Here is a 20,941-nt window from a genome sequence, read left to right as displayed (position 1 = left end):
ACGCAAGCGAGCTACGTGTTACTACGTCATGCGCCGCAGCAAATTTCCGTGGAAACCGTAAAATCTCCGAACTTTCCGCGTTCCCGCCTCGATACCCTTCCGGTTGATGCGTCGCAGCAAATTCGCTTCGGCCTGATACAAATCCTTATGAAGCTGCGTCTCAAAATCTTGCTGCTTGCGGCAGTCCCGCTGCTGGTGGCCGTCGCCGCCATCACGGTCGCCGTCTACGTGCAGGGATTGCAGTTGGCGCAGCGCGAAAAACAGGTGGTCGAAACCGCCTGGCTGGCCAGCAAGGAAGGCGAGCTGCGCCACTACGTGAACCTGGCTTACAGCGCCATCGCGCCGCTGCAGGCCGCAGGCGACGACGCGGCGACGCGCCAGCGCGCGCTGGACTTGCTGGCGCAGATGGAGTTCGGCCACGACGGCTACTTTTTCGTCTACGACCTGCAGGGCAAGAACCTGATGCATCCGCGCCAGCCCGAGCTGGTCGGGCAAGACCTTTGGAACCTGCGCGACACCAAGGGCCAGGCCGTCATCCAGAACCTGCTGACGGCCGCCCGGCGCGGCGGGCAGCAAGGCGAGGTGGTGCATTACCTCTGGGAAAAACCGTCCACCAACCAGACCGTTGAAAAGCTCGGATACGTGGTGGTGCTGGAACGCTGGGGCTGGATGCTGGGCACCGGCATCTACCTGGACGACGTGCAAGAGGCCCTGGTGCGCATCGACGCCGCGGCGCAGGCCAATATCCGCGACATGTTCGCGTGGGTGGCGGGCATTGCGGCTGTATCCATCCTGGGCGTGGCCGCCTGTGGTCTGGCCCTCAATATCAGCGACCATCGCCAGTCTGACGCCAAGCTGCGGCTGATGGCGCGCCAGATCGTGCGGTCGCAGGAAGACGAGCGCGCCCGCCTGTCGCGGGAACTGCACGACGGCATCAGCCAGGTGCTGGTGTCGGTAAAACTGTCGCTGGAGGCCGCCCGCGAGCGGCTGCGCCAGTCGCACTCGGACGATTCGCGCGCGCTTGCGCACATCGACACGCCGCTGGGCGGCGCGCTGGACCGTCTGAACATGGCGGTGGGCGAGGTCCGCCGCATTTCGCACAATCTGCGCCCCACCCTGCTCGATGACCTGGGCCTGCCCGCCGCGCTGGAGCATCTGGGCCGGGAATTCGCCATCCGCCCCGAGGACGGCGCCCCGCCGCTGGCGGTGGACCTGCACACGGTCGGCCAGCCAGTGAAGCTGCCCGACGCCTACGCGACGGCGCTGTTCCGCGTGACGCAAGAGGCGCTGACCAACGTCATGCGCCATGCCGGCGCCACGCGCGCGGATCTGACGCTGGCGTATTCGGCGCGCGATTTGCGCCTGACCGTCACCGATGACGGCTGCGGCTTTGACGACGCCGAGGTCCAGCAGGACCCGCATCGCGGCATCGGCCTGCGCAACATGCGCGAACGCATGAGCGCGCTGTCCGGCACCCTGACCTTTCATTCCACCGCGCAAGGCACGACCTTGCAGGCCTGGCTTCCCCTGCCGCCTCCTGGCGGCCCCCTTCCGACGCCTCCCCAAGCATGATCGACAAACCCGACGCCGTCCGCCTTCTGCTGATCGACGACCATCCCCTGGTGCGCGACGGCCTGCGCCTGCGCCTTGAAACCGTGCCGACGTTGCGGGTAGTAGGTGAAGCCAGCAACGCCGCCGCCGCGCAGGCTTTTCTGGCCGCCTGCATGGCTGAGGATCCGCAGGGCGGCACCCTGCCCCATCTGGCGCTGATGGACCTGAACATGCCCGGCGTCGGCGGACTGGAGCTGACGGCGCTGCTGCACGAGCGCTATCCGCAGATCGCGGTGCTGGTGCTGTCCATGCACGACAACCCCGAGTACATGGTGCAGGCGGTCAAGGCCGGCGCCCGCGGCTATCTGCTCAAGGATGAGCCCGCGCAGGAGATCATCACCGCCATCGACGCCGTCATGGCCGGCCGCAGCTATTTCAGCGCTGCAGCGGCCGTGCGGCTGTCGCAGGCCAGCGCCCTGGCCACGTTGCTGACGCACCGCGAGCGCGACGTGCTGCGCCACATCGCCGACGGCCATGCCAACAAGCAGATCGCGCAGACTCTGGGATTGTCGGTGCGCACCGTCGAGACGCACCGTCTGAACATCAAGCGCAAGCTGGGCATCGACGGACAGGCCGAACTCATCAAGTACGCGGTCGAGAACCGGGGCGTCTGAACGCGGGAAATACCCCCACACGCCACGGGTAAGCCCGCGGTCCGCCCGCCGCGCTGAGGTAGACTTGCGACACCTACGCATTACGCCCAGCGTTACGCCACGCATCACCCTTTGCATCACCGCGCGCCAGAGGGCGCGCCGCCAGGAGTCCCCATGTCATTGGAAAAGCACTACACCGCCATTCTCGAAGCACTAGGGGAAGATCCGTCCCGCGAAGGGCTGGCCGACACGCCGGCCCGCGCCGCCAAGGCCATGCGCCACCTGTGCCGCGGCTACGACCAGAACCTGGAAGAAATCGTCAACGGCGCGCTGTTCACGTCGGACACGCGCGAGATCGTCCTGGTCAAGAACATCGAGCTGTACTCGCTGTGCGAGCACCACATGCTGCCCTTCATCGGCAAGGCGCACGTGGCCTACCTGCCGGCCGGCAAGGTGCTGGGCCTGTCCAAGGTGGCCCGCATCGTCGAGATGTACGCGCGCCGCCTGCAGATTCAGGAAAACCTCAGCCGCCAGGTGGCTGAAGCCGTGCAAAGCGTCACCGGCGCGGCTGGCGTTGCGGTCGTCATCGAGGCGCAGCACATGTGCATGATGATGCGCGGCGTCGAAAAACAGAATTCCTCCATGGTCACGTCGGTGATGCTGGGCGAATTCCACGAAAACCCGTCCACGCGTGCGGAGTTTCTCAGCCTGATCCGCTAAGCGGCGATCTCATCCTTTTGGCGCATATCGCGGGCCCGCCCGCTGCGACGACGATGCCCGTTCGGGCATGGCCGGCGCAGCCGGCGGGCCCGGTTGCTTTTGGCACCTACTGATCCGGACATCTGGCCCTAGCGTTCTGGTCCCATCCGGGCAAACTGGCACCAGCAAGCCGGTCGCGCCGGGGCGCGGCCGTTCTCTCCCGGAGATCTCCATGAACGCGATATACCGCCTGATTCGCCGCTGCACCCTGGCCGGCCTGGCCGCCGCGCTACTGGCTGCGCCCGCCTACGCGCAGACCAAACTCGTGGTGGGCTACCAGCTCATCGTCGGGCCGTTCCTGTCCGCCATCGCGGACGGCAGTTTCGACAAGGCCCTGAAAGAGGCCGGCTACCAGGTGGACTGGCGCCAGTTCACCTCGGGCGGCGACATCTCGACCGCCCTGGCCTCGGGCAACGTGCCGGTCGGCGTGCTGGGATCGACCGGGATCACCTCGGCCGCCACACGCGGCGTGGACATGCAGCTCTTCTGGATCCTGGACAACATCGGCAAATCCGAAGCGCTGGTGGCGCGCAACGGCTCGGGCATCAACAGCACCGCCGACCTGAAGGGCAAGCGCATTGCCACACCGTTCGTGTCGACGTCGCACTTTCATTTGCTGGTCGGGCTTGAGCAGGTCTGGAAGGTGCCGCCCCGCGACGTGCGCATCCTGAATATGCAGCCGCCGCAGATCGTGGCCGCCTGGCAGCGCGGCGACATCGACGCCGCCTACGTCTGGCCGCCCGCGCTGACCGAGATCGCCAAGACCGGCAAGATCATCGCCGACTCCGAACAGATCGGCGCGGCCAGCGTGCCGACCTTCGACGGCATCGTGGTGGACAAGGCCTGGGCGCAGAAGAACCCGAAGTTCATGGCCGCCTTCACGGGGGTGCTGGCCAAGTCCTACGCGGACTATCGCGCCAACAGCGCCAAGTGGACGGCGGATTCGCCGCAGGTCAAGGGCATCGTGAAGCTGATTGGCGGAAAGCCTGAAGACATCGTCGAGGCGCTGGGCCTTCTGGTCTTCCCGACCGTGGAAGAACAGGCCTCCAAGACCTGGCTGGGCGGCGGCAAGGACTCGGGCGCCGCGCGCGCCTTCGCGGCCAGCGCCAAGTTCCTGAAGGATCAGAAGCAGATCGACAAGGCACTGGACGACTACAGCCCGTTCGTGACGGATCAGTACGCGAAGGCGGCCGCGAAGTAATTCACGCGACCCGTCCGCCCCGGCCCGGCGCCACCCCGGCGCCGGCCGCAGCGCGAAGACGAGGCCGGCCGCCGCAGGCCTCGCCACAACGATCAGGGGGAACAGCATGACCATGCAGTCCACATCCGCCGCGCAGCGCCTGTGCGCGGAAGGCGTCAGCGTCACCTATCCCGGCCTGCACGACAGCGGCCCCGTCATCGCGCTGCACGACGTCAACCTGACCATCCAGCCCGGCGAATTCGTCGTCGCGTTGGGAGCATCAGGCTGCGGCAAGACCACGTTGCTCAGCCTGCTGGCGGGCTTTCTGTCGCCGACCGAGGGCGAGATCACGCTGGGCGGAAACCCCATCGTCGGGCCGGGCGCCGACCGCGGCGTGGTGTTCCAGAAGCACGCCCTGCTGCCCTGGCTGAACGTGCTGGAGAACACGGAATTCGGCCTGAAGCTGCAAGGCGTGGACAAGGAGACCCGCCGTGCGCGCGCCCGCCGCAATCTTGAACTGGTGGGCCTGCAGGACTTTCACCGGCACATGATCTACCAGCTGTCGGGCGGCATGCAGCAGCGCGTGGGCATCGCGCGCGCGCTGACCTGCGACCCCGCCATGCTGCTGATGGACGAGCCCATGGCCGCGCTGGACGCGCTGACCCGGGAAACCATCCAGGAGTTGCTGCTGGACATCTGGCGGCAGACCAACAAGATGTTTTTCTTCATCACCCACAGCGTGGAAGAAGCGCTCTTCCTGGGATCGCGGCTGATCGTCATGTCGCCGCGCCCGGGCCGGATCACGCACACGTTCGAGCCGGCCTTCAACCGGCGCTACCTGGAGACCCGCGATGGCCGTGGCATCAAATCCAGTCCCGACTTCATCGCCATGCGAGAAGAAGTCCTCGGCATCATCTACGGGGACGAGCGCGCCGCCTCCCCGCACGCCCTCCATGCCTAAGCGCCGCATCGGCCACACGCCGGCGGCGCCGGGCAAGGTGTACGGGGCGCCGGGCGCGGGCTACAGCGGGCACATCAGCCTGCTGACCAGCCTGGCGCTGATCGCGCTGTGGTTCCTGGTGACCAGCGCCGGCTGGGTGCGGCCGCTGTTCCTGCCGTCGCCCATCGCGGTGTACGACAAGTTCGTCTTTGCGATGACCGAAGGGGTGGCTAATTCCACGCTGACCGAGCACGCGCTCGCCAGCCTGGGCCGCGTGTTCGGCGCGTTCTTCCTGGCGTGCGTCACGGCCATTCCGGTCGGCATCCTGATGGGCGTGAACCGCTACGCGCGCGGCGTCTTCGATCCGCCGATCGAGTTCTACCGCCCGCTGCCGCCGCTCGCTTATCTGCCGCTCATCATCATCTGGTTCGGCATCGGCGAATTCCCCAAGATCCTGCTGATCTACCTGGCCATCTTCGCGCCCATGGCAATCGCCGCGCGCGCGGGCGTACGGTCGGTGTCCATCGAACAGATCCACGCCGCCTACGCCATGGGCGGCACCAGCCGCCAGATCGTCTGGCACGTGATCCTGAAAGCGGCCATGCCGGAAATCTTCACGGGCATGCGCATCGGTATCGGGGTCGGCTGGACGACGCTGGTCGCCGCCGAGATGGTGGCGGCCGACCGGGGTCTGGGCTTCATGGTGCTGAACGCCGCGCAGTTCCTGGCCAGCGACACGGTCATCATGGGCATCATCGTGATCGGGCTGTTCGCGTTCGCCTTCGACCTGCTGGTGCGTTACCTGGAACGCTTCGCCATTCCGTGGAAGGGACGAATCTGACAGGGCAATCCCGCATTCCTTCCCCCATCCGGCTCCTTTATTCTGAGACTCGGACACCGCGGGCGCGGCAGCGCGGCGCCCGTGAGGTCCGCAGTCAAAAGGAGCCAGCCATGTCCAGCCAGGCCTCGATGCTAAAGCCTGTGTTGTGGGAGCGCCTGTTCGAAAAGGCCAGCGCGCCCAACCTCAGCCTGCAGGGGCGCGTGCGCCAGATGCTGGTGTCGGCCATCCTGAGCGGCCACCTGCCGCCCGGCATGCCGGTGCCGTCCAGCCGCTACCTCGCCGACCAGTTGCGCATCGCGCGCAATACCGTGGTGTTTGCATACCAGCAGCTCGTGTGCGAAGGGTATCTGGTGTCGCGCGAACGCAGCGGCCACTTCGTCAGCGATACCGTCATGGAAGGCCACTCGGGTCCCGCGACGGACGCTTCACCGGCGGACGCACCCGAAACCGGTGGCGTGCGCTGGGACGAACGTCTGCGCTTTCGCCCCTCGCGGCAACGCAACATCACCAAGCCCCGCGATTGGCAGAAACAGCCCTATCCCTTCGTCTACGGCCAGTTCGATCAAGACCTGTTCCCTACCGCCGAATGGCGCGAATGCTGCATCAAGGCGCTGTCGGTGCTGGACATCCGCAGCTGGGCGCCGGACCTCATCACGCATGACGACCCCGCGCTCATCGAACAGATCCGCACCCAGGTGTTGCCGCGCCGCGGCGTGTGGGCCGACGCCGAGGAAATCGTCATCACGGTCGGCGCGCAGCACGCGCTTTATCTGCTGGCCGATCTGCTGGTGAATGAAGACACCGTGGTCGGCATGGAAGACCCGGGCTATCCGGACGCGCGCAACATCTTCGCCAGCCACACGCGCCATCTGCTGCCGCTGCCCGTGGACGAACAGGGCCTGCGCACGGGGACGCAACTGCTCGGATGCGATTACCTGTTCGTCACGCCGGGCCATCAGTGTCCGACTACCGTCACGCTGTCCATGGAGCGGCGCGCCTCCCTGCTGGCAATGGCGCGGCAGGCCGACAGCCTCATCATCGAAGACGACTTCGAAAGCGAAAGCCGCTGGGGCGAAGGCGCGATCCCCGCGCTGAAAAGCCTGGACCGGGACGGCCGCGTGATCTACGTGGGCAGCCTGGCCAAGTCCTTCGCGCCGGGCCTGCGCATCGGCTACATCGTCGCGCCGCGCGAGCTGGCCGCCGAACTGCGCGCGCTGCGCCGCCTGATGCTGCGCCACCCGTCCGCGTACATCCAGCGCGCGTTCTCGCTGTTCATCTCGCTGGGGCATCACCATTCGCTGCTGCGCCGCCAGTCGCAGGCTTACCAGAAGCGCGGCGCCGAACTGGCGCAGGCGTTGGCGCGGCACCTGCCGGACTTCACGGCCATTCCGATCACCGGTTCGTCATCGTGCTGGCTGCAGGGTCCGCCGTGGCTCAATGCGGCGGCGCTGTCCGAAGCCGCGCTGGCCGAAGGCGTGGTGGTCGAACCGGGGGATGTGTTCTTCATGGACGGCGCCAATGCGCCGCGGAACTTCCTGCGCGTGGGATTCACGTCGATCCGGCCGGAGCATATCGAACCGGGCATCGCGCGGCTGGCAAAGGTGGTCGACGCGCAGCGGCGGGTGGCGCAGGATCTCGTGCTGGACGGTGTCTGACACCCGAATCAGTCCTACGTTTTGACGGGGTGTCTGACACCTCAATCAGTCCTACAAGTCTTGAAGGTGCCAGAGGCCCGCGTACTGCTACAGCAACTCGTCCCGCAAGTAATACCAGCGATACAACAACCCCTGCCCGATGCGGCGGAACGGGGCGAACAGGTGTCCCGGTAGCGGCGTGTCGTAGATCGGCAGGTTCCACGCAATGCCGTCCTTGCCCATCATCCGCTGCGCCAGCCGCCTGCCGGCATGCGCCGAGAATGCCACCCCGTTGCCGCCATAGCCGAAGGCGTAATACACCTGCTGCGCCGGGTCCGGTTGCGTGACGCGCGGCATCATGTCGTGGCTGACGTCTACCCAGCCCCACCACGAATACGCCACGTCCACACCGCGCAGCGCCGGGAACTTGCGGGCGAGGCCCTCGCGCAGCAGCGCTAGGTGGCGCGGGTTTTCGGCGTCTGCGCCGCGTAGCGCGCTGCGGCTGCCGATCTGCATGCGGCCGTCGGGCAGCAGGCGGTAGTAGAAGCGCAGCGTGCGCGTGTCGGTGATGAACACCGTGCTTTTCAACCCCGCCGCCTCGCGCTCCTCGGCCGACAGCACGCGCGTGACCATGGAATTGGACAGCACCGGCATGATGCGGTTGTCCAGCAGCCGGTTGACGCCCTGCGCGGTGTAGCCGCCGGTGGCGAAGGCCACGCGCCGGGCACGCACCGTGCCGCCGGGGGTTTGCAGCCGGTACATGCCGTTTTCCACGCGCCAGCCCAGCACGGGGCTGGACGGATGGACGCGCACGCCCAGCGCCCGCGCCTGCCGCAGATAGCCGTAAGCGAGCTTGAGCGGATGCACGCCGACACCGTCGGGCTCGTGCATGGCGCCCACCGCCTCGCGATCATCCACATACCGTTCGTGCAATTCGGCGCGGCTGAGCATCTTGGTGTCGTAACCGAAGACGTCGCGCATCACGCGCGCTTCGTTTTGCAGGAAGGCCATCTTCTTCTGACGATGCGCCGTGTACAGATGGCCGCCGGGCTGCGCGTCGCAGTCCACCTGCGCGACCAGGCTCTTCCAATACTCGAAGCCTTCGCGGATCTCCGCGTCCAGGCGTTTGGCCGTGTCCAGCCCCCAGCGTTCGATCCACTGCGAGCGGTACAGGCGCCCCGACGCATTCTGCCCCTGGCCGCCATTGCGGCTGGTGCACCCCCACACCGCGCGATTGGCCTCCAGCACGACGGCCTTCACGCCAAAATCGCGTGCCAGCGCCAGCGCCGCCGACAAGCCCGTGAAGCCGGAGCCGACAATCACCACGTCAGCGTCGATGTCGCCGCGGATCGGCCCGTCGTCCTCGGGCGGTGCGCCGGCCGTCGCGACCCAGTAGGTGGGCGCGTAGTCCTGGCCCTGTCCGGGCGGCGACACCAGCGGATCGTAGGCGGGGTTGTAGGCGTTGATGGCGGCGCCGGACGCGGGCGCCGGGCGGGAGATGCCGGCCGACATTTGCGTATCCATGATGGCGGCTAAGCACGTGCCGGCAAGGCGGGACGCTGCTTGCGGAACGCGTTCTTCACCTGGATCTTGCCGTCCTTGAACGTGAACACGTCGACCATGTCGGCCTCCACCCGCGTGCCGTCCGCCGCCGTGCCGCGGAACGTGGACTCGGAGACGCCGCGATCGCCAGCCACCCAGTGCCGGCCGTTCTCCCATTGCGCGTCCGGGAAGTTCTTCCAGGCCGCGGCAAAGGCCGCGCGCACCGCTTCCGGGCCGGCATGGCGGCTGCCGTACTGTTCGGGGCCGCCGACGGTCTCGAACACGCAGTCTTCGCTCATGAATGACATCAGGGCGTCGATATCGTGCCGGTTCCAGGCGGCCGCAAACTCGGCCAGCATTTCCACGGTGACGGTCTGTTGCATTGCCTACCCTCCTTCGCTGGCGCGGCGCGAGATGCGTCCACGCTGAACCCTCAAGGTACGTGCGCGGCGTGCGCGCCGGTAGGACCAGACGCGGGGAATCGCTTGCACCAGAACTAGCGCAGCGGCACGGCGTGGGCCGCGTCCAGGGTGACGTCGACATTGATGTCGTGCAGCGCCGCCCGGTCCAGAAGCGTCGCGATTACCGGCATGTTGGTGACGCCGCGGATACCAATCACGACCAGCGAGGGTTCGCATCGATCAGCCGGCGCGCGCGCCTGCGTGTCAAAGCGCACGCGCCGTCCCGCGAATTGCACCAGCACCCAACCGTGGCGGCTGGTGCGGACCCAGCCCTTGGCGCGCAGCACGTCGCGGGGCAACTGCTTCAGGCGCTCGGCGAGCATGTCGGCGTCCAGTAACGCGGGGGCTCGCCATAGCCAGCTTTGGAACGGATGGGCGGGATCGGACGGGTCGACGTGGCGCGGCATGTGTCCGCCCACGCGAACGCCGCCGAGCTCGTCGCCGTGGGCGCCGACAACGCGGCCGCCATGGCCGTGTCCGCAGATAGCACCATCGCCGTGCCTGTCGCCATGGCCGCAACCATGCTCCGCCTCATGCCCGCTTGCCGTCCCCTCACCCACGCCGATCAACACCCCCAAATCCACCCGCCCCTCACACGCCCGCACCACGGGCGCGCCGCCGCTAGCCTCGCGCAGCCAATCCTGAACTGCCGCCAGCGCATCCGGCGCCACCAGATCGATCTTGTTCAACACCAGCAAATCCGCCGCGCGAAGCTGCCGCTGCACCGTATCGGCCAACAGCGGATCCGCCGCCACCTCGCGGATGGCCCCCGCATCGACCAGCACCACCACGCCCTCCAGTTGCAGCAGCGGATCGGCCATCCCCACCTGCGCGATCCGACCGGGATCAGATACGCCACTCGCCTCGATGACAATCCATTCGGGCAACGGATCCAGCGCCAGCACACGCGCCAGCGCATCATCCATTCCGCCCGCCATCGAGCAGCAGACGCAGCCGTTGGCCAGCCGGATCACGTTGTCGGCGCGATCCGCGATAAGGCCCGCGTCGATGTCCACGGGCCCGAAGTCATTGACCAGCACCGCCGCGCGACGCGGGCTGGCGGTCAGCACATGATTCAGCAAGGTGGTCTTGCCTGCGCCCAGAAAGCCGCCCACCACCGTCAGCGGAATGCGCGCCACGTCACGCCTCCCGCAGCGGCAGCGGACGCCCGCCGATGACCGTGCCCAGCACCTTCAGGTCCTTTAGGGATTCTGGCGCGGCCTCGGACGGATCGTCCGCCAGCACGCAGAAGTCCGCGTACTTGCCGACCTCAATCGAGCCCACCAGATGGTCCATATGCAGCGTGTACGCGGCGCCCAGCGTGATAGCGTGCAGGGCGGCGTCGACGCCAATGCGCTCGGACTCGCCCAGCACGCGGCCCGAGGCCGTCTGCCGGTTCACCGCGCACCATGCCGTGAACAGCGGCCCAAGCGGCGTGATGGGCGCATCGGAATGGATGGCGTACGGCACCCCTGCGCGCGCGGCCGATGCGCAGGCGTCCATGCGGTTGGCGCGATCCGGTCCCATCGTCAACGCGTAGTGGGCGTCGCCCCAGTAGTAGATGTGGTTTGCGAAAAGGTTCACGCACATGCCCAGGCTCGCCATCCGGCGGAACTGGGCGGCGTCGGCCATCTGGCAATGCTGCAAGGTGTGGCGATGGTCGCGCCGCGGCGTGCGCTGCAACGCGCGGTCCACGGCTTCAATTGCAAGCTGCGTGGCCTCGTCGCCGTTGGTGTGGATGTGAAGCTGCGCGCCGGCGTCGTGATAGGTCTGCACCATCGCATCCAGTTCGGACGGCGCGATGACCCAGATGCCGTTGGGCGCGCCGTTGAAGTATCCCGGCCAGCGCACGCGTGCCGTGAAGCCCTGGATCGATCCATCGACCACCAGCTTCACCATGCCCAGATGCAGCTTGCCGTGATTCAGCCGCCGCGCGGCCGCCAGCTTTTCCAGGCAGCCCGCCGCGTTGCCCGCGTAGGTCAGCGCCGAGGCCGCGGGCACGATGCGCACCGGATAATCCAGCTCACCCGTCACCCGCGCCAGCGTCGCCAAGCCTTCATCATTCAACTCATTGACCAGGTCCGTCGCGGTGGTCACGCCGGCCCACTGTGCCACCTTGCCGAACATCCGCAGCCCTTCTTCCGTCAGGCCCACCGTCCGGAACGGGCTGCCGATCAGCCGCATGACCGGGAACATGGCCGCGAATTCGCAGAGCTCGCCGCTGGGTCTTCCATCATCGAGCCGCGTCACGCCCTCGATGTCCGTGTCGCGATCGATGCCCGCCCGAGCCAGCATGGGCGAGTTGACGTTCATGAGGTGCATGCTGGCGTGCATGACCACGATGGGCCGCTGCGCCGACACGGCGTCCAGGTCATGAATGCTCATGCGGTCGCCGCCGAAGAAGATGGGATCGAAGCCCCAGCCGATCAGCGTCTCGCCCTGCGCCAGCGCGCCCTCGGCATCCCGAAGCCGCGCCGCCACTTCCGCGAAGCTTTTCAGGCCGGACCAGAGCTTGCCGTCCGGACCGCGCCGGTCATAAAAGCCCACGTAGACGAACTTCCACATGCCGCCCTCGGGCAGATGGCAATGGCCTTCCACGAGGCCCGGCATCAGCACGCTGTCCGCGAAGCGGTCATCGACTTCTGCCGGCCCCCAGCCGGCCAGCTCCTCCCGGCTGCCCACGCCAAGAATGCGGCCATCGCGCACGGCAACATGCGTGGCGCGCGGCTGCGCGGGGTTCATGGTCAGGATGGATCGGGCGACATAAAGCGTCGTAGAGCCGGAAGGCTGAGTCATCGGGGTTCCTTGTCAGTCTGGAAGATCGGTACGCCCACATCGGGAAACGCACATCGGGACACGCACATCGGCAAGCCCGTCAGCCTTGCAACGGCGACACCGTCACGCCATCGCGCGTCTCGACAAAATGGCAGGCCACGTGATGCGCCGGCGCCACCTCGCGCAATTCAGGTTCACGGGTGGAACACAGCGCTTGCGCGGCCGGACATCGCCCCGCGAAGCGGCAGCCGGGCGGCGGATTGACCGGGCTGGGTGGATCGCCGGTCAGCCTGACGCGCCGCGCCGCCGTTTCGCGGCCGCCCTTGACGGTCGGCACGGCAGACATCAGCGCCACGCTGTACGGATGCAGCGGCCGCGAGAAAAACGCCCGCCGCGAGGCCCGCTCGATGATCTTGCCCAGATACATCACGGCGATGTCGTCGCACACGTGCTCCACCACCGCCATGTCGTGCGAGATGAAAAGAAACGACTGCCCCTGTTCGCGCTGGATGCGCCGCAGCAGATTCAGAATCTGCGCGCGGATCGCGATGTCCAGCGCCGACACAGGCTCATCGCAGACGATCAGGTCCGGCGCGCTGGCCAGCGCCCGCGCGATATTCAGCCGCTGGCGCTGCCCGCCGGAAAACTGGTGCGGAAACAGTTGCCGCTGTTCGGGCCGCAGCCCCACCAGTTCGAACATCAGCGCCACGCGCGCCGCGCGGCCGCCGGGCGGGTCGATGCCCATCAGGTCCAGCGGCGTGCGCACGATCTCCTCGGCGCGCTGGCGCGGATTGAGCGACGAGTACGGATCCTGGAACACCAGTTGCAGGCGCCGCCGCATCCGCCGCAGCGCCGAACCGCGCATCGCGGTCAGATCGCTGCCGTCGAAATGGATGCTGCCCCCCGTGGGGTCCGCCAGCCGCAGCACCGACAGCGCCGTGGTGGTCTTGCCCGAACCCGACTCGCCCACGATGGCCAGCGTGCGGCCGCGCTCCAGGTCGAACGACACGCCGTCCACCGCCCGCACCACCACCGGCTTGCCATCGCGCCCGCGCCCGCCCACCGGAAAATGCACCGACAGGTCGCGCACCGACAACAGGGATGACGATTGCGCCTGGCTCATTGCGATGCCTCCGGATAAAGCCAACAGGACACGCCCTGCCCGCCATCCAGCACGGTCATAGGCGGAAACTCGCGGCTGCAACGCGCCATGGCGCGGTTGCAGCGGTCGACGAACGGGCAGCCGACGCCACGCTCCCACACCGACGGCACCACGCCCGGAATCTCGGGCAGGTCGGGCCGCTCGTCATCGGGTTCGCGGTCCAGTTCGGGCAGGCAGGCGATCAGGCCCTGCGTGTAGGGATGGCGCGGCTGCGCCAGGATCTGGCCGACGCTGCCCTGCTCCACCACCCGCCCGCCGTACATCACCACCACGCGGTCTGCCATCTCGGACACCGCGCCCATGTCGTGCGTGATCAGCAGCACGGCGGTACCGCGGCGCGCCTGCTGCTCGCGCAACAGGTCGAAGATCTGCGCCTGTACCGTCACGTCCAGCGCGGTGGTGGGCTCGTCGGCGATGAGCACGTCCGGGTCGCACGCCAGCGCAATCGCGATCATCACCCGCTGCCGCATGCCGCCGGAAAGCTGGTGCGGATAATCGTCCACGCGGCGCTCCGGCAACGGGATGCCCACGGACTTGAGCATCTCGATGGCGCGCTCGCGAGCGTCGCGCTTGGACAGTCCTTGATGCAGGCGCAGCGGCTCGCCGATCTGGTCGCCCACCGTGTACACCGGATTGAGCGCCGTCATCGGCTCCTGGAAGATCATCGAAATGTTGTTGCCCCGCACCCGGCGCATCGCCTCGTCATCGTGCATGGCGAGGTCGGCGCCGCGCAGGCGCACGTGGCCCGCGCCCACGCGCGCCAGCGGCGGAATCAGCCGCATGATGGCCAGCGCCGTCATGCTCTTGCCGCAGCCGGATTCTCCGACCAGGCACAGCGTTTCGCCTGGACGCAGGTCGAAGCTCACGTCGCTCAGCACTTCGGCCGCCCGTCCGCGCGTGCGGAATTCCAGGCTCAGGCCGTCCACTTCCAGCACGGGGGCCATGTCGGCGGCGTTCATGCCCGGCCTCGCGACGTTGGATTGAGCGCGTCGTTCAGACCGTCGCCAATCAGGCTGACGGCCAGCACGGTCAGGAAGATGGCTGCGCCGGGCAGCGTCACCGCCCACCAGGCGGTCAGGATGTAGGGGCGGTTGCTGCCGATCATCAAGCCCCAGCTCATCACATTGGGATCGCCCAAGCCAAGAAACGACAGCCCTGCCTCGAACAGGATCGCCGTGCCGATGGCCAGCGTGGCCGACACGATCAGCGGCGCCAAAGCGTTCGGCAGGATGACGCGCCAGATGATGCGCGCGTCTCCGGCGCCGATCACGCGCTCGGCAAGGACATACTCGCGCCGCTTGAGCCGCAGGAACTCGCCGCGCGCCAGCCGCGCCGTGCCGGTCCAGCTCACCACGCCGATGGCGACTGCGATGGTGGCGAGCGACGGGCTGAACAGCGTCACCAGCACCATCGCAAAGAGCAAGGTGGGCAGCACCTGGAAGAACTCGGTGATGCGCATCAGGGTCTCGTCGACCCAGCCGCCGTAATAGCCCGCCAGTGCGCCAACGGTGATGCCGATGGCCATGGACAGCACCGCCGCCACCACGCCCACCAGCAACGTTGCGCGGCCGCCGTAGATCATGCCGGTCAGCACGTCGCGGCCCAGGTAGTCGGATCCCAGCAGCAGCTCGCCGCCGGGCGGCTCCATGGGCGCCGCGGCGATTTCAAACGGGTCGGCGTGCATCAGCATCGGCCCGAAGATCGTGATGGCCAGGATCGTCGCCAGCAGCAGTACGCCGGCCAGCGCGCTGGGGTTGCGCGCGAACACGCGCAGCGCCTCATAGGTTGGCCGGGGCGGCGGCTTGGGCCGGGCGTCGGCGCCGGCGGCGCCGGGCAGCGCAATGGGTGCGGGTCTCATGATGTCTTGATCCGGGGATCGATCAGGCGATACGCCAGATCGGTAAGCTGGTTCATCACCACAACCAGCAACGAGGCAAAGAGCAGGATGCCGAGCAGCGTCGGATAATCACGGCGCAGCACGGAGTCGAACGCCAAGCGTCCCAATCCGGGCCAGTTGAAGACCGTCTCCACCAGAATCGCCCCGGCCAGCACGTTGCCAAACTGCAGGCCCAGCATGGTCACCACCGGCAGCACCCCGTTGCGCAGCGCGTGCTTGTACAGCACGGTGTTCTCGGGCAGCCCCTTGGCGCGCGCGGTGCGGATGTAATCGGCCTGCAACGCGTCCATGACGCTGGCCCGCGCCAGACGGCTGTATTGCGCCAGGTACACGAAGGCCAGCGTAAAGGCGGGCAGCACCAGGTGATGCAGCACGTCCAGCGCGCCCGCCCAGCCATCCTGCGGACCGCCCGCCGACCGCATGTCCGACACCGGGAAGATCGGCCACACCGAGGCGAACAGGATGATGAGGATGATGCCGGTCCAGAACACCGGCGCCGAATAGCCCACGACCGACAGCAGCGTGATGCCTTGCGACAGCAGCCCGTTGGGCTTCCTGGCGGCCAGCGTGCCCAGCAGCGTGCCGATCAGAAACGCCACCGTCACCGACGTCACCACCAGCAGCAGCGTGGCGGGCACGCGATCCCAGATCAGCTGGGCGACCGGCACGTTGAAGAAGTAGGAGTAGCCCAGGTCGCCGCGCACGACCTGCCCCAGGTAGATGCCCAGCTGCGTGAGGAACGGCGTGTCCAGCCCATACTGCACCCGCAGCTGGGCGCGCAGTTCTTCGCTGATCCCGCCCATCGACCCCGCGATGGTTTCCACGGGGTCGCCCGGCGAAATATGAATCAGCAGAAAGTTCAGCGTCACCACGGCGAGCAGCAGGATCGCGGCGTAGACCAGGCGGCGCGAGAGATATCGCAGCATGTCGGCTCCCGCTACTGCACGGAGGTTTCATCCAGCGGCGACAGCAGGCCCCATATGCCGGACGGCAGACCCTGCACCTTCTTGGACGACAGCGTGTGGTACGGAATGACGGTCAGGAAGTCGATCGGCACGTCCTCGGTCACCAGGCGCTGGAATTCCCCGTACAGCGCGCGGCGCTTGTCCGCGTCTGTCTCGGTGCCCGCCTGTTCCAGCAGCGCATCGACCTTCGGATTCTTGTAGGACTGCGTGTTGGTCCAGATGATGTCGCGGATGTTGGACGACATGTAAGTGCGATGCACGCCGATGACCGGATCGCCCCAGTTGAAGACGATGTCGGTGGTCATGTCGAAGTCCTTGCCGGCGATGCGCTTGGCCCAGGTTGGAAAATCCGGCGAGGCGCGCACCTGCACGTTGATGCCCACCTTCTTCAACTGGCTGCGCAGGTATTCCGCGACGTTCTTGCCCTGCACGTCGCTGCCCGGCATGTAGTCCACCGTGAGCGTCATGCGCTCGCCCTTGCCGTCCTTCTTGAAGCCGGCCTCGTCCAGCAGCTTTTCCGCCTGCTTCAGGTCCAGCGGGTATTTCTTCACGTCGTCGCTGGCGAAGGGGCTGGTGCCCACGATGGGGCCGTGCGCCGGCGCGGCAAAGCCGGCGTTCAGCGCCTTGGTGATGAAGCCCTTGTCGGTCGCGTAGGCGATAGCCTGGCGCACCCGCACGTCGTCCAGCGGCTTGCGCGCCGTATTGAACGCCAACCAGCTCAGTGCGCCGATGCCTTCATAGCCTTTGTTGGTCATGACGATGGACGGATTGTCCTTGGCGCGGCGCAGGATCGTCGGCTCGGTCATGAACGGCAGCGCGCCGATGTCGCCGCGCTCCAGCCCGATCAGCAGATTGGTCGCATCGGGATTGATCTTGACCACCACGCGGTCCAGAAGCGGCTTGCCCTTGATGAAGAACTTGTCGAAGCGTTCCAGCACGATCTCCTGGCCTGGCTTGAATTCCTTGAAGATGAACGGCCCGGAACCCACCACGTTCGCAGAGTTGCGCGGGTGCGTCTTCAAGTCCTGGCCGTCGCCGTAGATGTGTTTGGGCAGCACGGGCATCAGCGCCGGCGACAGCGCCAGCAGAATGGCCGGATGCGGCTTGCTCATGCGCAACACGGCGGTGCGCGCGTCGGGCGTTTCCACGCTGTCGACAGGCGCGAACATCGTCTGGAACGGATGGTTCTGCTTGACCGCCATGATCGAAAACGCCACGTCCTCGGACGTCACAGGCTTGCCGTCATGAAAGATCGCGTCGCCGCGCAGGTGCAGCGTCAGCGACTTGCCGTCCGGCGCCAGTTCCCACGACTCGGCCAGGTAAGGCTGCGGATTCCAGTCGGCGTCGTAGCGCAGCGGACTGGCAAAGAGCTGCGCACTGGGCAGCGCGGTGGCGGTGCCCGATTGCACTGCGCCGTTCAGATGCCGGGGCACCTGCGTGGAGCCGATGACAAGCGTGCCGCCGGCCTTGGGCGCATCCGCCGCAGCGGCACCCCCCGCCATTGCAAACACTGACAGAATCGTGGCCAGGCCTAGTCTTGCGCTGCGCATGTGCTACCCCTTTGATGTTGTCGCGTGAACCATTCATGGATGGCTTGCGGTCTAGCGTAGTCATCCCCCGGATGCGCGCTTAGTACCAAACCGCCAGACTTGGTGGTGCCAGGCTCCCGCTGTCAACTGCCCAGCGCGTGCGCGTACAGCGCTGCGACGGCGCAACTGTTGACGCGTGCCTCCATGGAGTCGGACCGGCTGGTCAGCAGCACCGGTACGCGCGTGCCCAGCACCAGGCCCGCCGCGCCGGCGCCCGCCAGCCACGTGAGTTCCTTGTAGAGCATGTTGCCGGCCTCGATGTCCGGCACGAGCAGGATGTCCGCGTCGCCCGCCACGCGCGACACGATCCCCTTCTGGTCGGCTGCTTCGCGCGAGATCGCGTTGTCGAACGCAAGCGGTCCGTCGATATCGCCGCCGCGGATCTGCGACCGGTCCGCCATCTTGGACAGCGCCGCGGCATCCAGCGTGGCAGGCATCGCCGGATTCACCGATTCGGTGGCGCACAGCACGGCCACCTTCGGCCGCTCCACGCCCAGCGCGCGCGCCAGGTCGATCGCGTTCTGCGCGATGTCCGCTTTTTCCTGCAGCGACGGTGCGATGTTGACGGCCGCATCCGTCAGGATCAGCAGCTTCGGATAGGCCGCCACCGCCATCACGAAAGCGTGGCTGATGCGCCGGTTGGTGCGCAGGCCCGATTCGCGCGTCACCACCGCGGACATGAAATGGTCGGTGTGCAGGCTGCCCTTCATCAGCATGCTGACCGCGCCATCGCGCGCCAATGCCGCGGCGGCGCGGGCGGCCAGCAGTTCGTCGTCCGGCGTGTCGATGATTTCCATCGAGCCCGCACGCAGGCCTTCCTGCGCCATCAGCGCGGCGATGCGGCCGGCCGGACCAACCAGCACCGGCTCGATGTAGCCGGCCTCGCTGGCCTGCACGGCGGCACGCACGCTGACGGGACAGAGCGGATACGCCACCGCGGTGCGCAGCCGCCCGGCCGCCAGCGCGGCAACGCGCAGCGGCTCGAACAAACGGTCGAAAGCCATGTCTTCGCTCCTGCCGCGGCCGCGCGTGCGGCGGCCGGGTGAATGACCGGCGCGGATCAGGACGACAGAACTCGCCCCGATCCGCGCCGCGCGCGCCCGTCAGCGTCCGACCGGGTCGATCGGCAGCGGCACCTCGCCCGCCTGGAACGGCTGGTTCACGTACTTGCGGTACTTGTCCAGGAAGCGCACCGGCTGCTTGAGCGCATCGCGGCGGAACGGATCCCCCAGTTCCTGGCTGACCATCATTTCCAGCACGGTCGTCTTGCCTTCCAGCTGCGCCTGGCACGCGGCCTGCAACGCCGCGCCGACCTGATCCGCATGTTCCACGCGGATGCCTTCGGCGCCCATGGCCCGCGCCAGCTCCGAGAAATTCGGATTGAGCAGGTTGCTGCCGACGAAACGGCGGCCGTAGAAGTCCACCTGGTTCTTCTTCTCGGCGCCCCACTGGCCGTTGTGAAACACCACCGCGGTCACCGGAATCTGCTCGCGCACGCAGGTCAGCAGTTCCTGGAAGCTCATGCACCAGGCGCCGTCGCCCACGTAGGCCACCGCCGGGCGGTCGGGCCGGCCAAGTTTGGCGCCGATCAGCGCGGGCAGCGCATAGCCGCAATTGCCGAAGCTCATGGCCGCGAGCATGGAATTGGGCTCGTCAAAACGCAGGTAGCTGTTGGACACCGAGCAGATGTTGCCGATGTCGGTGGACACCATCACATGCTTGGGCATCGCGCGTTCCAGCTCGCGCAGCATGCGGCGCGGGTGCATGCGGCCGCCGCCCTGCTCGATGATGTCCAGGCTCCAGTCGTCGCGCTCGTGCGACCAGCTGTCCAGCTCCTGTTCCCACTCGGCCTTCTGGGCGGCGATCTCGCTGGCGCGTCCTTCCTTGGTGCGCGTGCAGGCGACATCGCGCGCCTGCAACCGGGCCGTCAACGCGGCGGCGGCCGGCTTGGCGTCGCCGCAGATGCCCACCGACACCGGGCGTACCAGGCCCAGCATGCGGTGGTCGGCGTCGACCTGGATGATGCGCGCGTTCTGCGGCCAGTATTCCAGGCCATGCTGCGGCAAGGTGCCGAAGGGCCCCAGCCGCGTGCCCAGCGCCAGCACCACGTCCGCCTGCGACAAGAGCTTCATCCCCGCCTTGGCGCCCTGGTAACCCAGCGGGCCGCACCACAGCGGGTGACTGGCCGGGAAGGCGTCGTTGTGCAGATAGCTGGTGACGACAGGCGCGCCCAGCAGCTCGGCCAGCGCCACGCATTCGGCCTGGCCGTCCGAGAACAGCACGCCGCCGCCCGCCACGATGACCGGGAACTTGGCCTCGGCCAGCATGCGCGCCGCGGCTTCCAGGTCCTCCTCCGAGCCGGGGCCGCGACGGATGCGGCGCGGCTCCGGGATGGCCACGTCGATCTCGCCGTAGAAATAGTCGCGCGGAATGTTCAACTGCGCGGGGCCGCGTTCGGCCATCGCATTGTCGAACGCCTTGGCAGTGAATTCCGCCATGCGATCCGGCCGGTTCACGTGCGCCTGGTATTTGGTGATGCGCGAAAAGATCGGAAGCTGCTCGGTCTCCTGGAAGCCGCCCAGCCCCATGCCCGACGTGCCGGTCTCGGGCGTGATCGCCACGACCGGGCTGTGCGCCCAGTAGGCGGCCGCCACGCCGGTCACGAAGTTGGTGATGCCGGGGCCGTTTTGTGCAATGCACACGCCGTGCCGGCCGGTCACGCGCGAATAGCCGTCGGCCATATGCGCCGCGCCCTGCTCGTGCACCGTCGGCACAAAGCGGATGCCGGCCGCGGGAAACAGGTCCAGCGCATCCATGAAGGCCGAACCGACGATGCCGAAGACATCCTTGACGCCCTGCGCGACCAGCGTCTCGACAAACGCTTCGCTGGGGGTCATGTGTTGCTTGCTGCTCATGGTCTCTCTCCTGGCGGGCCGGCGCTTGTCCGATTGCTGATTGGCCGGTGTGATCCGATACTGCGCCAGAAACCCGC

At 67.3% G+C, this 20,941-nt stretch carries 18 protein-coding genes; 7 read left to right on the top strand and 11 right to left on the bottom strand.

Annotated features, from left to right (window positions below; translation table 11 throughout):
• The first annotated feature begins 147 nt into the window (after positions 1-147).
• From AB3147_RS12055 to AB3147_RS12025, 7 genes are all read left to right on the top strand, one after another.
• Positions 148-1,572 (top strand): cache domain-containing protein, encoded by a 1,425-nt coding sequence (locus AB3147_RS12055; protein ID WP_367352013.1) that lies wholly within the window; start codon positions 148-150, stop codon positions 1,570-1,572.
• Positions 1,569-2,225 (top strand): response regulator, encoded by a 657-nt coding sequence (locus AB3147_RS12050; protein ID WP_175121861.1) that lies wholly within the window; start codon positions 1,569-1,571, stop codon positions 2,223-2,225. The genes AB3147_RS12055 and AB3147_RS12050 overlap by 4 nt, the downstream gene beginning before the upstream one ends.
• A 153-nt stretch (positions 2,226-2,378) precedes the next feature.
• A complete protein-coding gene (gene folE / locus AB3147_RS12045; RefSeq protein WP_056316955.1) occupies positions 2,379-2,924 on the top strand; it encodes a GTP cyclohydrolase I FolE in 546 nt (181 codons plus the stop codon).
• Positions 2,925-3,135: 211 nt separating this feature from the next.
• Positions 3,136-4,164 carry a taurine ABC transporter substrate-binding protein gene (gene tauA / locus AB3147_RS12040; protein ID WP_175121862.1) on the top strand — a complete coding sequence of 343 codons (1,029 nt, stop codon included), beginning with the start codon at positions 3,136-3,138 and terminating at the stop codon, positions 4,162-4,164.
• Between the two features lie 106 nt (positions 4,165-4,270).
• The gene (locus AB3147_RS12035) at positions 4,271-5,104 is read left to right on the top strand and encodes a taurine ABC transporter ATP-binding protein (RefSeq protein ID WP_175121863.1); all 834 of its coding nucleotides are present in this window, start codon (positions 4,271-4,273) and stop codon (positions 5,102-5,104) included.
• Positions 5,097-5,924, top strand: a complete 828-nt coding sequence (locus AB3147_RS12030; protein ID WP_105238604.1) for an ABC transporter permease subunit — start codon at positions 5,097-5,099, stop codon at positions 5,922-5,924. Before AB3147_RS12035 ends, AB3147_RS12030 begins: the two co-directional genes overlap by 8 nt.
• A gap of 110 nt (positions 5,925-6,034) precedes the next feature.
• Positions 6,035-7,579, top strand: coding sequence for a MocR-like pyridoxine biosynthesis transcription factor PdxR (locus AB3147_RS12025; RefSeq protein WP_367352012.1), 1,545 nt, complete (start codon positions 6,035-6,037; stop codon positions 7,577-7,579).
• A gap of 87 nt (positions 7,580-7,666) precedes the next feature.
• Here the strand turns inward: AB3147_RS12025 and AB3147_RS12020 are convergent, their stop codons facing one another.
• From AB3147_RS12020 to xsc, 11 genes are all read right to left on the bottom strand, one after another.
• Positions 7,667-9,082, bottom strand: a complete 1,416-nt coding sequence (locus AB3147_RS12020) for an NAD(P)/FAD-dependent oxidoreductase (RefSeq protein WP_313065700.1) — start codon at positions 9,080-9,082, stop codon at positions 7,667-7,669.
• Between the two features lie 8 nt (positions 9,083-9,090).
• Positions 9,091-9,483 carry a nuclear transport factor 2 family protein gene (locus tag AB3147_RS12015; RefSeq protein ID WP_367352011.1) on the bottom strand — a complete coding sequence of 131 codons (393 nt, stop codon included), beginning with the start codon at positions 9,481-9,483 and terminating at the stop codon, positions 9,091-9,093.
• Between the two features lie 113 nt (positions 9,484-9,596).
• Positions 9,597-10,700 carry a CobW family GTP-binding protein gene (locus tag AB3147_RS12010; RefSeq protein ID WP_367352010.1) on the bottom strand — a complete coding sequence of 368 codons (1,104 nt, stop codon included), beginning with the start codon at positions 10,698-10,700 and terminating at the stop codon, positions 9,597-9,599.
• A 1-nt stretch (position 10,701) separates the two neighbouring features.
• On the bottom strand, positions 10,702-12,357 hold the full coding sequence (locus AB3147_RS12005; RefSeq protein ID WP_367352009.1) for an amidohydrolase: 1,656 nt from the start codon (positions 12,355-12,357) through the stop codon (positions 10,702-10,704).
• A gap of 79 nt (positions 12,358-12,436) precedes the next feature.
• Positions 12,437-13,459 carry an ABC transporter ATP-binding protein gene (locus tag AB3147_RS12000; protein WP_367352008.1) on the bottom strand — a complete coding sequence of 341 codons (1,023 nt, stop codon included), beginning with the start codon at positions 13,457-13,459 and terminating at the stop codon, positions 12,437-12,439.
• Positions 13,456-14,457, bottom strand: a complete 1,002-nt coding sequence (locus tag AB3147_RS11995) for an ABC transporter ATP-binding protein (protein ID WP_175121870.1) — start codon at positions 14,455-14,457, stop codon at positions 13,456-13,458. The genes AB3147_RS12000 and AB3147_RS11995 overlap by 4 nt, the downstream gene beginning before the upstream one ends.
• Positions 14,454-15,356, bottom strand: a complete 903-nt coding sequence (locus AB3147_RS11990; RefSeq protein ID WP_175121871.1) for an ABC transporter permease — start codon at positions 15,354-15,356, stop codon at positions 14,454-14,456. The genes AB3147_RS11995 and AB3147_RS11990 overlap by 4 nt, the downstream gene beginning before the upstream one ends.
• Positions 15,353-16,321, bottom strand: coding sequence for an ABC transporter permease (locus AB3147_RS11985; protein WP_367352007.1), 969 nt, complete (start codon positions 16,319-16,321; stop codon positions 15,353-15,355). The genes AB3147_RS11990 and AB3147_RS11985 overlap by 4 nt, the downstream gene beginning before the upstream one ends.
• Before the next feature lie 11 nt (positions 16,322-16,332).
• Positions 16,333-17,910 carry an ABC transporter substrate-binding protein gene (locus AB3147_RS11980; protein ID WP_175139207.1) on the bottom strand — a complete coding sequence of 526 codons (1,578 nt, stop codon included), beginning with the start codon at positions 17,908-17,910 and terminating at the stop codon, positions 16,333-16,335.
• A gap of 122 nt (positions 17,911-18,032) precedes the next feature.
• The gene (locus AB3147_RS11975; RefSeq protein ID WP_175139206.1) at positions 18,033-18,953 is read right to left on the bottom strand and encodes a bifunctional enoyl-CoA hydratase/phosphate acetyltransferase; all 921 of its coding nucleotides are present in this window, start codon (positions 18,951-18,953) and stop codon (positions 18,033-18,035) included.
• A gap of 99 nt (positions 18,954-19,052) precedes the next feature.
• Complete coding sequence (gene xsc, locus AB3147_RS11970; RefSeq protein ID WP_286898666.1) at positions 19,053-20,864, bottom strand: sulfoacetaldehyde acetyltransferase; 1,812 nt, start codon at positions 20,862-20,864, stop codon at positions 19,053-19,055.
• Positions 20,865-20,941: the final 77 nt, after the last annotated feature.

The organism is Achromobacter animicus, from assembly GCF_040775605.1.
Classification (GTDB): Bacteria; Pseudomonadota; Gammaproteobacteria; order Burkholderiales; family Burkholderiaceae_B; genus Achromobacter; species Achromobacter animicus.
This window is presented reverse-complemented; position numbering and strand designations above follow the sequence as displayed.

Coding starts and splice junctions, on each gene's coding strand:
- AB3147_RS12055 (WP_367352013.1), top strand. CDS start 148: ATGAAGCTGCGTCTCAAAATCTTGCTGCTTGCGGCAGTCCCGCTGCTG.
- AB3147_RS12050 (WP_175121861.1), top strand. CDS start 1,569: ATGATCGACAAACCCGACGCCGTCCGCCTTCTGCTGATCGACGACCAT.
- folE (WP_056316955.1), top strand. CDS start 2,379: ATGTCATTGGAAAAGCACTACACCGCCATTCTCGAAGCACTAGGGGAA.
- tauA (WP_175121862.1), top strand. CDS start 3,136: ATGAACGCGATATACCGCCTGATTCGCCGCTGCACCCTGGCCGGCCTG.
- AB3147_RS12035 (WP_175121863.1), top strand. CDS start 4,271: ATGACCATGCAGTCCACATCCGCCGCGCAGCGCCTGTGCGCGGAAGGC.
- AB3147_RS12030 (WP_105238604.1), top strand. CDS start 5,097: ATGCCTAAGCGCCGCATCGGCCACACGCCGGCGGCGCCGGGCAAGGTG.
- AB3147_RS12025 (WP_367352012.1), top strand. CDS start 6,035: ATGTCCAGCCAGGCCTCGATGCTAAAGCCTGTGTTGTGGGAGCGCCTG.
- AB3147_RS12020 (WP_313065700.1), bottom strand. CDS start 9,082: ATGGATACGCAAATGTCGGCCGGCATCTCCCGCCCGGCGCCCGCGTCC.
- AB3147_RS12015 (WP_367352011.1), bottom strand. CDS start 9,483: ATGCAACAGACCGTCACCGTGGAAATGCTGGCCGAGTTTGCGGCCGCC.
- AB3147_RS12005 (WP_367352009.1), bottom strand. CDS start 12,357: ATGACTCAGCCTTCCGGCTCTACGACGCTTTATGTCGCCCGATCCATC.
- AB3147_RS12000 (WP_367352008.1), bottom strand. CDS start 13,459: ATGAGCCAGGCGCAATCGTCATCCCTGTTGTCGGTGCGCGACCTGTCG.
- AB3147_RS11995 (WP_175121870.1), bottom strand. CDS start 14,457: ATGAACGCCGCCGACATGGCCCCCGTGCTGGAAGTGGACGGCCTGAGC.
- AB3147_RS11990 (WP_175121871.1), bottom strand. CDS start 15,356: ATGAGACCCGCACCCATTGCGCTGCCCGGCGCCGCCGGCGCCGACGCC.
- AB3147_RS11985 (WP_367352007.1), bottom strand. CDS start 16,321: ATGCTGCGATATCTCTCGCGCCGCCTGGTCTACGCCGCGATCCTGCTG.
- AB3147_RS11980 (WP_175139207.1), bottom strand. CDS start 17,910: ATGCGCAGCGCAAGACTAGGCCTGGCCACGATTCTGTCAGTGTTTGCA.
- AB3147_RS11975 (WP_175139206.1), bottom strand. CDS start 18,953: ATGGCTTTCGACCGTTTGTTCGAGCCGCTGCGCGTTGCCGCGCTGGCG.
- xsc (WP_286898666.1), bottom strand. CDS start 20,864: ATGAGCAGCAAGCAACACATGACCCCCAGCGAAGCGTTTGTCGAGACG.